The organism is Adhaeribacter terreus (assembly GCF_042657365.1).
Classification (GTDB): Bacteria; Bacteroidota; Bacteroidia; order Cytophagales; family Hymenobacteraceae; genus Adhaeribacter_A; species Adhaeribacter_A terreus.
This window is the reverse complement of the sequence record NZ_JBHSKT010000006.1, coordinates 1-11840: the sequence shown is the minus strand read 5'-3', so window position 1 is coordinate 11840 and position 11840 is coordinate 1. Positions and strand designations below refer to the sequence as shown.

13 protein-coding genes and 1 tRNA gene are annotated in these 11840 nt (G+C 44.7%); 11 read left to right on the top strand and 3 right to left on the bottom strand.

The window, feature by feature from the left end; all coding sequences use genetic code 11:
* Positions 1 to 131 precede the first annotated feature (131 nt).
* The 5 genes from ACFPIB_RS10990 to ACFPIB_RS10970 all read left to right on the top strand — a co-directional run bounded on the left by ACFPIB_RS10990 (position 132) and on the right by ACFPIB_RS10970 (position 4283).
* Positions 132 to 1472: a dihydroorotase gene (locus ACFPIB_RS10990; protein WP_378017505.1), complete on the top strand. Its 1341-nt coding sequence runs from the start codon at positions 132 to 134 to the stop codon at positions 1470 to 1472.
* 235 nt (positions 1473 to 1707) lie between these two features.
* Entirely contained in the window at positions 1708 to 2637 is a 930-nt protein-coding gene (locus ACFPIB_RS10985) for a cation diffusion facilitator family transporter (protein WP_378017504.1), read from the top strand.
* Between the two features lie 57 nt (positions 2638 to 2694).
* Positions 2695 to 2768: transfer RNA gene (locus ACFPIB_RS10980), tRNA-His, on the top strand.
* A gap of 173 nt (positions 2769 to 2941) precedes the next feature.
* The gene (locus ACFPIB_RS10975; RefSeq protein ID WP_378017503.1) at positions 2942 to 3868 is read left to right on the top strand and encodes a PfkB family carbohydrate kinase; all 927 of its coding nucleotides are present in this window, start codon (positions 2942 to 2944) and stop codon (positions 3866 to 3868) included.
* A 157-nt stretch (positions 3869 to 4025) separates the two neighbouring features.
* Positions 4026 to 4283 (top strand): hypothetical protein, encoded by a 258-nt coding sequence (locus ACFPIB_RS10970; RefSeq protein ID WP_378017502.1) that lies wholly within the window; start codon positions 4026 to 4028, stop codon positions 4281 to 4283.
* Between the two features lie 88 nt (positions 4284 to 4371).
* Here the strand turns inward: ACFPIB_RS10970 and ACFPIB_RS10965 are convergent, their stop codons facing one another.
* Both ACFPIB_RS10965 and ACFPIB_RS10960 read right to left on the bottom strand, forming a co-directional pair.
* Positions 4372 to 4791 carry a hypothetical protein gene (locus ACFPIB_RS10965; RefSeq protein ID WP_378017501.1) on the bottom strand — a complete coding sequence of 140 codons (420 nt, stop codon included), beginning with the start codon at positions 4789 to 4791 and terminating at the stop codon, positions 4372 to 4374.
* A gap of 10 nt (positions 4792 to 4801) precedes the next feature.
* Complete coding sequence (locus ACFPIB_RS10960) at positions 4802 to 6520, bottom strand: M61 family metallopeptidase (protein ID WP_378017500.1); 1719 nt, start codon at positions 6518 to 6520, stop codon at positions 4802 to 4804.
* Between the two features lie 188 nt (positions 6521 to 6708).
* On the opposite strand from ACFPIB_RS10960, the gene ACFPIB_RS10955 reads away from it, so the two are divergent.
* The 6 genes from ACFPIB_RS10955 (at position 6709) to ACFPIB_RS10930 (ending at position 11381) form a co-directional block, all read left to right on the top strand.
* Complete coding sequence (locus ACFPIB_RS10955) at positions 6709 to 7341, top strand: Pycsar system effector family protein (RefSeq protein ID WP_378017499.1); 633 nt, start codon at positions 6709 to 6711, stop codon at positions 7339 to 7341.
* Positions 7342 to 7488: 147 nt separating this feature from the next.
* A complete protein-coding gene (gene rpmH / locus ACFPIB_RS10950; RefSeq protein WP_242929398.1) occupies positions 7489 to 7647 on the top strand; it encodes a 50S ribosomal protein L34 in 159 nt (52 codons plus the stop codon).
* A gap of 37 nt (positions 7648 to 7684) precedes the next feature.
* Positions 7685 to 8095, top strand: a complete 411-nt coding sequence (rnpA, locus tag ACFPIB_RS10945; protein WP_378017498.1) for a ribonuclease P protein component — start codon at positions 7685 to 7687, stop codon at positions 8093 to 8095.
* A gap of 38 nt (positions 8096 to 8133) precedes the next feature.
* Positions 8134 to 9792 (top strand): S41 family peptidase, encoded by a 1659-nt coding sequence (locus ACFPIB_RS10940; RefSeq protein WP_378017497.1) that lies wholly within the window; start codon positions 8134 to 8136, stop codon positions 9790 to 9792.
* A 382-nt stretch (positions 9793 to 10174) separates the two neighbouring features.
* Positions 10175 to 10867 carry a tRNA (adenosine(37)-N6)-threonylcarbamoyltransferase complex dimerization subunit type 1 TsaB gene (gene tsaB / locus ACFPIB_RS10935; protein ID WP_378017496.1) on the top strand — a complete coding sequence of 231 codons (693 nt, stop codon included), beginning with the start codon at positions 10175 to 10177 and terminating at the stop codon, positions 10865 to 10867.
* 4 nt (positions 10868 to 10871) lie between these two features.
* Complete coding sequence (locus tag ACFPIB_RS10930) at positions 10872 to 11381, top strand: DUF2480 family protein (RefSeq protein WP_378017495.1); 510 nt, start codon at positions 10872 to 10874, stop codon at positions 11379 to 11381.
* Between the two features lie 247 nt (positions 11382 to 11628).
* Here ACFPIB_RS10930 and ACFPIB_RS10925 read toward each other — a convergent pair.
* Positions 11629 to 11840, bottom strand: a 212-nt coding sequence (locus tag ACFPIB_RS10925; protein WP_378017494.1) for a hypothetical protein, incomplete at its 5' end; no start/stop codon positions are given.

The following is an 11840-nucleotide window of genomic DNA, read 5'->3' as shown; positions in this document are numbered from 1 at the left end:
GCATTGTTCAGGGAAAGAAAAGATTTGTGATTATTCGGAGAAACGGGCGTGTGTTTGAGGGAAAGCTTTTTTAATTCCTTATTAAAGGAATTGTAATCTTAAAACCCGTCACTTCTCCGTATCTTTGCAGCATGAAAAGTATCCTGATCAAAAATGCTACGCTGGTAAACAAAGGCCGCGTTTTTCAATCCGATGTATTCATAGCCGATGGCCGTATTCAGAAAATCGGTATTGATTTAACTGAAAAAAGTGACAGCAAAATTGATGCCACAGGTTTGCATCTTTTGCCCGGTGTAATCGACGACCAGGTACATTTTCGCGAACCCGGCCTTACCCACAAAGCTGATATTTATTCCGAAGCCCGCGCAGCAGTAGCCGGTGGCACTACTTCCTTCATGGAAATGCCGAATACGGTGCCCAATGCTACTACTCAGGAATTGCTCGAAGAAAAATTCAACCGCGCTGCAGAAACTTCGCTGGCCAATTATTCTTTCTTCATGGGTGCCACCAACGATAACCTCGACGAGGTTTTACTAACCAACGGAGCTACGGTTTGCGGCATCAAAATTTTCATGGGTTCTTCCACCGGCAACATGCTGGTAGATAATGTAGAAGTGCTGGAAGAAATTTTCCAGAAAGCGCGCTTACCAATTGCAGTGCACTGCGAAGACGAACAAACCATTCGGGATAACCTGAAGATCTACGAAGAGAAATACGGCGACGATATACCGGTAGAATGTCACCCGGAAATTCGCAGCGTAGCGGCTTGTTTTAAATCGAGCTTTATGGCGGTGAAACTGGCCGAAAAGCACAATACGCGCCTGCATATTCTGCACATTTCCACGGAAGAAGAACTGGCCCTTTTCAGGAACGATATTCCGCTAAAAGAAAAACGCATTACCGCCGAAGTTTGTGTGCACCATTTATGGTTCGATAAAAGCGATTACGCTACACTTGGCAGTCAGATAAAATGTAACCCGGCCGTAAAAGAAGCCCGCCACAAAAAAGCCTTGTTCCAGGGATTATTGGATAACCGTCTCGATATTATTGCTACCGACCACGCGCCGCATTTGTGGGAAGAAAAACAGGCCAGCTATAAAAAGTCGCCAAGCGGCGTGCCGTTGGTGCAACACAGCTTACAAATGATGCTTGAATTCTACCACGATGGCCAGATTTCTTTAGAGCGCATGGTAGAGAAAATGAGCCATGCCCCGGCCGAATGTTTTCAGGTGCGCGAAAGAGGTTTTATTAGAGAAGGTTACTGGGCCGACCTGGTGCTGGTAGATCTGAATAAACCGTACACGGTAAGCAAAGAAAATATCTACTATAAATGCAATTGGTCGCCGTTCGAAGGAAAAACGTTCCGTTCCAGCGTTACGCACACCATCGTTTCCGGCCACGTAGCGTTTGAAAACGGTAGGTTTGACGAAAGCAAAACCGGTGAACGGTTACTGTTTGACCGGCCTCTGTAGGGACAGGGCTTGACCTTTCCTCAAGGTATTGCTATTTATCGGGCATCCGAAGAGGCAAGGCATTGCCTTGTCTCTTCATTATCTGATGATTTACATTTTCTGATTTCGGCAGTATTTCCGCCACTTTTTCCCCGCAAAACCGTACCGTTTTAACCACAAAAACTCAAAAAAGCACTACCAGAAAAATCCTCCCCTGAATTAGGGGAAGATTTAGGTGGGGTAAATCACTCAAATTTTGAACGCATCACGCCGAAATTCTGAAATTCCGCATCCATCCGCCAAAGGCCTCCGTTCTACCCTGATAGGGATTCTGGCCAATATGGGCCTGGTGTTGGTGAAGGGCGCCGCCGGTATTCTGGGAAATTCTTACGCCCTGATTGCTGATGCTATAGAATCGGCTTCCGATGTGCTCACGTCTTTCATTGTTTGGATCGGGTTAAAAGCAGCTTCTAAAGAACCGGATGCGGACCATCCGTACGGGCACGGAAAGGCCGAACCGTTGGCAGCTGTGGTGGTAGCTGTAGCGTTGATTGGTGCCGCCATTCTTATTAGTATTCAAAGCGTAGAGCACATTCTTACCCCTCACAAAACGCCCGCGCCTTTCACTTTAATTGTGCTCGGAATTATTATTGTGGTAAAAGAAGGCTTGTACCGTTATTCGCATAAAGTTGGTACGGAAGTAGAAAGTACGGCGGTAAAAGCTGATGCCTGGCACCACCGCGCCGATGCAGTTACTTCTTTAACGGCTTTTATCGGAATTTCTATTGCTTTAATTGGGGGCGAAGGTTACGAAACGGCCGATGATTGGGCCGCTTTGATTGCTTCCGGCATAATTGTTTTGAATGCGTACCATATTTTTGTGCCGGCTTTTACCGAAATTATGGATGCTGCGCCACCTTCGGAATTTGCTGCTGAAGTGAAAGAAATTGCTGAAACCGTAGACCGCGTTATTGCTACGGAAAAGTGTTTGGTGCGGAAAATGGGTTTCGAGTATTTTGTTGATCTTCACGTGATTGTAAACGGCGACCTGACCGTAAGAGAGGGGCACGATATTGCGCACCGGGTAAAAGATGCCATTCTGGAAGCAAAGCCGCAGGTTTACGACGTACTCGTTCATATTGAGCCATTTGAAGAAAATTTGCCGGAAAGCGCTACTTTTTTTTAAGAAAAAACTTGCATCCTTAAAAATTGCTTTTTACTTTTGCAGACCAATTTAAACACGGTGATCGTAGTTCAGCCGGTTAGAGCACCAGATTGTGATTCTGGAAGTCGTGGGTTCGAATCCCATCGGTCACCCAAAATGAAAGCCCTTGACAAATTCAGGGGCTTTTTTTATTTATAGTTTGTTTAACCAATTAGAAATTCAAAATTAGAAATTAGAAATGTTGAGGTCTTTGTAATACTGGCCGGTAGATCAACAGTTCTGATAATTTCTAATCTCTAATTTCTAATTCCTAATTAAAAATGAAATGAGCTTACTTGTTGTTGGTTCGGTTGCGTTCGATGCGCTGGAAACCCCTTTCGGAAAAACAGATAAAATTATTGGTGGCGCGGCTACTTATATTTCCATTTGCTCATCTTACTTCACCAAGCCGGTAAACCTGGTTGCAGTAGTTGGCGGCGATTTCCCGAAGGAAGACATTAAAATGCTGCAGGAACGCGGTGTAAATACTGATGGCCTTCAAATTAAGGAAGATGAAAAATCGTTTTTCTGGAGTGGCCGCTATTTCAACGACATGAACAGCCGCGAAACGCTGGTTACCGAACTGAACGTGCTGGGGACTTTCGACCCGATCGTACCGGAAAGCTACCAGAACTGCGAATATTTAATGCTGGGAAATCTGGCGCCGCAGGTGCAGAAAACGGTTATCGAGCGTTTAACCAAGCGTCCGAAACTGATCGTGATGGATACCATGAACTTTTGGATGGACATTGCGCACGCCGAATTGCTGGAAACGATTGCGATGGTAGATGTGCTTTCTATTAACGATGAAGAAGCCCGTCAGCTTTCCGGCGAATACTCGCTGGTTAAAGCGGCTAAAAAGATCATGGCCATGGGTCCGAAATTCCTGATCATTAAAAAAGGCGAACATGGTGCTTTGTTGTTCCACGGGGAAAAAGTATTCTTCGCACCGGCTTTGCCTTTGGAAGATGTATTCGACCCAACCGGCGCCGGCGATACGTTTGCGGGTGGTTTTATTGGTTACTTAGCGAGCACAGACGATATTTCTTTCGAGAATATGAAGCGCGCCGTAATTCACGGTTCGGCCATGGCTTCTTTCTGCGTAGAGAAATTTGGGACTGAGCGTATGCTGGATCTGGAAGGCGAAGAAGTGGAAGCCCGCGTACAGCAGTTCGTGGAGCTGGTAAATTTCAGCGTAGAAGCTGCCGTTTAGTTTTTAGCATTAAAAGCATAGCATTTTCAGAAGAAAGGGAGCCAGATGGTTCCCTTTTTTCGTTTGTAAGCTTTTCGGCTGTAACTAATTAAGTTGCGGGCCGGTAAAAGATGAATGTGTTTTAATTATCACATTTATTCACAAAAGAAATATTGCTATGAAAAATCCAGTTAATAAAATCCCGAACGAAGAACAGAACGAAAAACTGAATCAACATAAAACCGATACTGCCCGCGACCATCGTCCAACGATGCAAAGTCCGGACTCTACGGTACAGAACCCGAACCGCAATCTGCCAAAAGGCGGTAACCCGACCGGCCGCGATAACGGTCCGCATAATTCCGTTTCGGGCGGAAAATCGCTACAAGGCAATAATGCCCGCAGCAACCCGACTTCAGACAAAACCCATAACTAATATTTCCATTCGTTAAAATAAGCACTATGGAAAAAAAGTGGCCCGGATTTATTTCCGGGCCACTTTTTTATGTTAAAAGCATAGCGTTTTAAGCGCGCTTCACACTATACTTTTCTCTTAATGCTTCCGGGATCTGTTTCCAGACATGCTTCGGAATACCGGGCATTTGCTTTTCGGCGAGTTTCTTTTTGCCATCGCGGGTAGTGATGTGATCCCAGTAAGCCAGGAAGAATTCGGGTTCCAGGATAAAATCCATCCAGCCATCGGCTACGATCTGGTTATTTTCATCCAGAATCAGAATTCCGGAATAATTTTCAACCATACCATCTAAATGTTTTGCAGAGCGGCCCTCTACCAAACTGTTGCTCCAGTCGAATTTCAAATTTGGAAGATCGAGTTTATAATGTTTCAGCTCTTCCAGCAATTGCTTTTCTACCAGCACCCGAAGTTCCGGCCCCATGGCGTCGGAATGGCCTAATTTTAAAGTTTTTGAATCTGTATTTGCCATTTTATTCATTTTAAAACTGCTGATTCAGCCAGCGCTGGAAATTGTCTTTCTCCGCTTCGGTGGCATCGGGGCGTTTGGTTACTACATAATTGTTCAGAAAGTTACGGCCGGTTGTTTCCAGTTTCACGCTGCGGAGCTGGTAATTCCGGAAAACGGCTACTTCAAAGCTTTCTCCATCCTTAAAGAGTTCGTTCAGGTTGTTTTCTACACGGCGGCCGTTTACAGCAATAATATCATCGTCGGTGGTGAAAACGAAGGCCGCAGGAGCGTCGGGCATGATAGCGGAAACGTTCGGCCATTCTTTTTTCATAACGGCCCGGAAACCGAATTTGCGTTCGTAACTCACCGGGTTTTGTTCTTCGCGGAGTTCACAACCTACAAAGCGCAAAGCATTGTCTAAAGGGCTTTCCAGCGAAACGGTTCCGTAGATAATGTCTTTAAAGTATTTTTCAAAAGAAATGCCGCCAATCTGGTCTACAATGGAAATGTAATCTTGTTCGGTGTAGCCAATGCCGCGTTTGCCGAATTCGTTCCAGAGGTGACGCATTACATCGTCTAAAGAATATTGGTTATTGGTTACGCGGCGCAGTTCCAGGTCTAAAATTAAAGCTGCCAGCGCACCTTTGTGGTAAATGGAAACCTTGCGGTCCGGAATGCCTGGTTTGTAACCGTCCAGCCACATATCGAAAGAAGAATCGGCTACGGAATAATTGTGGCGGCCGTAATCGTCGTAATGCTTTTTCAGCACGCCATTCAGTTCATCGAAATATTGTGCTGCACTGAAAACGCCGGAGCGGCCCAACAAATAGTCGCCGTAGTAAGTCGTAATGCCTTCAGCCACAAAACCAGTGCGGAAATAATTTTCCTGCGTGAAATCGTACGGCATCATTTCGGCCGGACGAATTTTTTTGATGTTCCAGGTGTGAAAAAGTTCGTGGCAGCTAACGCCCAGCAGTTCTTTGTAAGTGCTGCGTTGCATTAAAGCATCGGCCGGGCCAAGTACGCAAACCGTAGAATTGCTGTGTTCCACGCCGTGGTAATGCTTGTAAGGCAGAATCTGGAACATGAAATGATAATCCTGCACCGGAAAATCGTGGAAGAGTGCCAGCTGTTCTTCGGTAAAGTCGCGGAAATCGGCTAGTAAAGTTGGCCAGTCGGGTTTGCAGTTTCCCTGGATCCAGATGTGGAACGGAATGCCGCGAACCGTATAGGTTTCGTGCTGTAAAGTGCCGGAAGCAAAAAGCGGGCAATCTACCAGTTCATCAAAACTTTCAGCTAAAAGTGTGTTCTGGTTTTTAGCTTTCAGGCCGCAGGCAATTTGCCAGTTTTCCGGAATATTCAGCAATAATTCGCAAGATTCATTTTCGAAACCTGCGGCGGTCATAAAGCAGTTTACCGGGTTTATGTAAAGCTGCGTTTCGTCGAGCCACGAGCCGCCGGCATCCATCTGGTGGGCGTAAAAATCGTAGCGTACGGTAATTTCCTGCAGGTTTTCGGTTTGAACAAGCCAACGGTCTTTGGTTATTTTTTCGAAGCGTACCGGTTGGCTGTCATTGTCTAAAATTTCAAATTTCCGGATCTTCTGAGCAAAATTCTGCAGTTCGTAACGGCCAGGCCGCCAGGCGGGTAATTGCAGATGCAAAACTGGTTGCTGCAACGCCGGAATGCGCATCTCGATCTGCAGAAAATAAGAAAGTGGGTTGTTATAGGAAACGTGGTAATGGATCATGGTTAATACTTTTTTCGCCTGAAAACATAGCGTTTTTTACGGAATGCAGGAAAGATGGCGGTTTTTTGGGTTTTATGCAAATAAGCTAGGGCCTGGAGTGGTTTAACTTATAATGGCGGCCTTCGTAGTCTGTGCAATTGCGTTCCCGTTTTTTTCGTGCTGAACTTCAAATAATTTCCCTAAAAATTATGGCAGAAACCGAATCGAACCAGGAATTTCCGGCACTATCTGAAGAAGCCAAAACCAGGAAAAAAGCCAAAAAGGAGAAGAAAAAGGAGAAAAAACTGGCAAAGAAAAAAGAAAACAGCCTTAGAAGTATGTACCGCACGGCTTCGCGCAACCACGTTTCTTTTGTAGCCATCGGCGACCGGCGGGCTAATATATTAATTGGTACCAGCACCCTGATCATTTCGGTTACCTTTACCGTTTTTCTGCGCAAATTCGATGAGCCCACAATTTATCTGGTGCCCGGCTTAATACTTATTATTACCTGTACCGCTACCATGATCCTGGCCATGATCTCAACGCGACCTTACAACGCCCGCGGTTTTTATACCATGCAGGAAGTTCTGACCCAGCCCGTAAACCTGCTTTTTTTTGAGAATTTCTACAAAATGAAAGTAGAAGATTACGAAGCGGCCATGGATAAACTGCTCGAAAGCAACCTCGACCTGCAGCATGCCATGGTGCGCGATCTTCATGGGTTGGGGCAATCGGTGGCGCGCAAATACAAGTTCCTGCGCATTAGTTACGATGTGCTCATGATTGGGGTAATTTTAACGGTGCTAAGCCTGTTGGCAGCCATGATCTGGAAATTCTAAAGCGGTACTGGTCTAAAAACGCTATGCCTTAGGGCTCTAAAAGTCACAATTCCAATATCAGTTGCCAGACACTTTTTTGAAATTCTATTTGGTTTTAGAAAATTATTCTCTAATTTTGCAATCCGAAATAATTAAATTTGGTGCGAGATGAAAAGAACATTCCAACCTTCACAGAGAAAAAGAAGAAATAAGCATGGTTTCCGTTCACGTATGGAAACAGCAAATGGCCGTCGTGTTTTAGCTAGCCGTCGTGCAAAAGGCAGAAAAAGATTAACAGTTTCTGACGAGAAACGTCACAAAGCTTAATTTATTCGGTTAGCTGCTCTGCAGTTCAACCTTCGTGATGCAGTCCGAAGATACTCAGTTCGCACCGGAAGCTTACGATAGATCATTTCCAAAAGCAGAACGCTTGTGCAGTAAAAAGCTGATCTCTCAGCTTTTCGCCAAGGGTTCTGCTTTTAATTTATATCCGCTCCGCTTTGTGATCCTCAAAGCCGAAAACCCTGTGCCCGAATTCCCGCAGGTACTCATTTCCGTTTCCAAAAAGTACTTCAAGCGCGCCCACGACCGTAACCGGATCAAGCGGCAGATCCGCGAAGCTTACCGCCTCAATAAACATAAACTGATGTCTGAAAACGGGCATTTTCTGGCGGTTTTAGGCATTATTTACATTGGCAAAGAAAAAGTAGCATACAACGTAATCGAAAAAAAACTAAATTCAGGTTTCGTTCGTTTGGTTAAAGAACAGGGCTGATTTCCGGCCGCTGCTTCCCAGATAAATTCGATTTTACTATGCTGAAGAAAACTGTTGCCGGCCTCATGGTTGGTGCGATCGGTTTTGGTCTTTTTTCTTTCAAGACCGAAAATGAACGCTATTTCGATATTGCCAAGAACCTTGATATTTTTGCTACGCTTTTTAAAGAAGTAAATACCTATTACGTAGACGAAGTAACGCCCGGCAAACTGGTGAAAACCGGTATTGATGCCATGCTGAAAAGTCTGGATCCGTACACCAATTACATTTCCGAAGACGATATCGAAGATTTTCGTACCCAGACCACCGGGCAATACGGCGGCATTGGCGCTTTGGTAGGCAAACGCGACGGGAAAACCATTGTGCAATTGCCTTACGAAGGCATGCCGGCTCAAAAAGCCGGTTTACTGATTGGCGATGAAATTGTAAAGATCGACGGGATAGACATCACGAGTAAAAATAATTCGGAAGTTACTAAATTGCTGAAAGGCCAGGCGAATACTACCGTAAAACTCGATATTAAACGTTACGGCGTAGATAAACCGTTTGAAGTAGTTGTTACCCGCGATAAAATTCACATCGAAAATGTGCCTTACTACGGCATGGTTACCAACGATATTGGCTACCTGCAACTTTCCGGTTTTACCATAGATGCCGGCCGTGAAGTGAAAAATGCGGTGCTGAAACTGAAAGAAACCGGTGCGAAGAAAATTATCTTCGATCTGCGCGATAACCCGGGCGGTTTGCTGAACGAAGCCGTAAATATTTCGAACCTTTTTGTAGACAAAGGCAAAGATATTGTAAGCACCAAAGGCAAAGTTACCGAGTGGAATAAAGTGTATAAAGCCCTCGACGATCCGTTGGATACGCAAATTCCGATGGTAATTCTGACGAGTTCCCGCAGCGCTTCTGCTTCCGAAATTGTTTCCGGCGTAATGCAGGACTATGACCGCGCCGTTTTGGTTGGTGAAAGAACCTTTGGTAAAGGTCTGGTGCAGGCCACGCGTCCGCTTTCTTATAATTCGCAGCTTAAAGTTACTACTGCCAAATATTACATTCCTTCGGGCCGTTGCATCCAGGAAGTAGATTATTCGCACCGCAAAGAGGATGGCAGCTTAGGCAAAATTCCGGATTCGCTGCGCGTAGCTTTCAAAACTTCTAAAGGCCGCGTGGTTTACGATGGTGGTGGGGTTGCGCCTGATATTGAAGTAACGGAAAAAGAATACGCCGATATTTCGAAAACGCTGGGCAATAAAGGTTACTTCTTTGAGTACGCCAATAAATTCCGCGCCGAGAACCCGACCATTGCGCCGGCCAAAGAATTTAATATTTCGGATGCCGAGTATCAGAAATTTGTAGCGTATCTGGGCAAAAAAGATATTTCGTATTCTACGAGCGTGGAACAGGCCATTGACGATCTGGTGAAAAAAGCCCAGGCCGAAAAGCATTACGACGACGTGAAAGCCGAAATTGAGCAACTGCGCAAAAAAGTTTCGCATAATAAAGCCAACGACTTAACGCGTTTTAAACCGGAAATTAAAGAATTGCTGGAGCAGGAAATTGCCGCCCGCTATTATTTCCAGAAAGGCGCCATTGAATCTTCCTTCGACGATGACGAAGATATTCTGGCCGCAATTGATGTGCTGAACAATCCGCAGAAATATCAGGGTTTGCTGCAAGCCAGCGCTAAAAAATAGCCCGACTTTTTGGGACTCAAACCCTACCGTTTTTAAAAGCAGTACTTATATATAATAGGTGCTGCTTTTTTTTGCTGAAAACGGTAGGGTTTCGGGCATAAAAAGTCAGTTAAAGCTTTAAGAAGAGGAGGAAGGTTGAATTTCGCAGCGCGCCGGAATTGGAAACGCTATCGTTTTACCATTAAAAAGTACCGGTCAGCTTTCCGCTTCATTACAGCTAAGTGAATCTTCTCAATCAACAATCAACAATTATCAATCAACAATCAACAATCAAAAAAAACGCTATGCTTTCAGCCTGAAAAACTGCTGGTATATTTCGGGAAACCAGTATTAAAATTGTTTCTGAAGATTTCTGGTTAATTTTGCAGCATAAATATAACGTATGGCTTTAATCTTATCGCTGGAAACTTCGTCTACGGTTTGCTCGGTTGCCCTGGCGCAGAGCGGCCGCCTGATCGGGACTTCGGAATTGCGGCTCGAAAAATCGCATTCTTCGCATATAACCGTGCTTATTCAGCAATTGCTCGAAAATACCGGCTTTACTGAAAAAGATCTTTCGGCCATTGCCGTTTCCGGCGGACCAGGTTCTTACACCGGTTTGCGCATCGGAACTTCCACGGCCAAAGGTTTATGTTTCGCGCTCGATATTCCTTTTATAGCGGTTTCTACCTTGCATGCCCTGGCTTTGCAGGTAATCGGTTTCACGCCCAATCCATCGGAATACCTTTTCTGCCCCATGATAGATGCCCGCCGCATGGAAGTTTACACCGCCCTTCTAAATGCCGATCTGCAGGAGCTTTTAACGGATGAAGCCAAAATATTAGACGAAAATTCGTTCCAGGAAGCGATCAGCCAACAGAAAGTCATTTTCTTCGGAAGCGGGGCAGCCAAATTCGAAACAATTATTGGGGCAAATGCAAACGCTTTATTCCTGAAAAATGTTATTCCCACGGCCGAAGCTGTTTCGCAACTTGCCTGGCATAAATACCAGGCGGCGCAATTCGAAAATGTAGCCTATTACGAACCGTTCTATGTGAAAGAAGTGCACATTACAGCGGCCAAACCAAAAAATTAAGATCATGACCGAATTAATAAACCGCGTTTCGCAAAGCGCACTCACAACTCTAAACCTCGAAGAATTCATCCATCCGGGCGAACGTGTGGTATATGATATCAAGGAAAACCTGTATATGGGGCTGATGCTGCGCGAAAAGGATTTCCGGGAATTTATAAAAACGCACGACTGGAGCCAGTATGCCGGTAAAAATGTAGCCATTACCTGTTCCGCCGATGCCATTGTGCCAACCTGGGCCTATATGCTGATCGCGTCTAAACTGAAACCGCACGTAAATAAACTGGTTTTCGGAAACCTCGAAGCATTGGAACAGGAGTTATTCCACGATGCCATTGAAAAAATAAACGCAGAAGATTACCGCGATGCGAAACTGGTGATTAAAGGTTGCGGCCAGATCCCGGTTCCGACTTATGCCTACGTAAAGATCATGGATAAACTCTTGCCAGTGGCCAGTTCTATTATGTATGGCGAACCTTGCAGCACCGTTCCGATCTATAAAAAACCGAAAATTTAAAAGTGAATTTGAACTTGCCGGATTTTAACGGAAAAAAGATAGCGTTTTAATCGCTTGAAAATAATGGCTTTATCCGGAAAGGTTAAGCAAAAGTAAAGAAATCTTTAAGCCAGGGTTGCGGATTAGAAATAAACCTGCCATCTTTGCACCGCAATACGGCAAGAGAGTCGCTCAAAACCGCCCCTAAAAATTAGATAATATCTATATAAAGGGGAATTGAAATGCAGCTTTAATTTGTAAAAGAATATTAAAGATCAGCCAGATAGGAGTTAAGTCCTGAAAAGTGAATTGTAGATATTCTGATATGAAAAACAACTTCAAAAATTTTGAAATAAAATTTGGAAGAAAGAAAAAATGCCTGCATCTTTGCACTCCCAATCTGAACGAAGAAAGGGAAAAGAATTGAAATGCTGAAAAGGTCATCTGGTAACGAAAAGCTGCTAATAATAAAGCGGGATT

Excerpts from the sequence above, each read along its gene's own strand:
- ACFPIB_RS10990 (WP_378017505.1), top strand. The coding sequence starts at position 132 with ATGAAAAGTATCCTGATCAAAAATGCTACGCTGGTAAACAAAGGCCGC.
- ACFPIB_RS10975 (WP_378017503.1), top strand. The coding sequence starts at position 2,942 with ATGAGCTTACTTGTTGTTGGTTCGGTTGCGTTCGATGCGCTGGAAACC.
- ACFPIB_RS10970 (WP_378017502.1), top strand. The coding sequence starts at position 4,026 with ATGAAAAATCCAGTTAATAAAATCCCGAACGAAGAACAGAACGAAAAA.
- ACFPIB_RS10965 (WP_378017501.1), bottom strand. The coding sequence starts at position 4,791 with ATGGCAAATACAGATTCAAAAACTTTAAAATTAGGCCATTCCGACGCC.
- ACFPIB_RS10960 (WP_378017500.1), bottom strand. The coding sequence starts at position 6,520 with ATGATCCATTACCACGTTTCCTATAACAACCCACTTTCTTATTTTCTG.
- ACFPIB_RS10955 (WP_378017499.1), top strand. The coding sequence starts at position 6,709 with ATGGCAGAAACCGAATCGAACCAGGAATTTCCGGCACTATCTGAAGAA.
- rpmH (WP_242929398.1), top strand. The coding sequence starts at position 7,489 with ATGAAAAGAACATTCCAACCTTCACAGAGAAAAAGAAGAAATAAGCAT.
- rnpA (WP_378017498.1), top strand. The coding sequence starts at position 7,685 with ATGCAGTCCGAAGATACTCAGTTCGCACCGGAAGCTTACGATAGATCA.
- ACFPIB_RS10940 (WP_378017497.1), top strand. The coding sequence starts at position 8,134 with ATGCTGAAGAAAACTGTTGCCGGCCTCATGGTTGGTGCGATCGGTTTT.
- tsaB (WP_378017496.1), top strand. The coding sequence starts at position 10,175 with ATGGCTTTAATCTTATCGCTGGAAACTTCGTCTACGGTTTGCTCGGTT.
- ACFPIB_RS10930 (WP_378017495.1), top strand. The coding sequence starts at position 10,872 with ATGACCGAATTAATAAACCGCGTTTCGCAAAGCGCACTCACAACTCTA.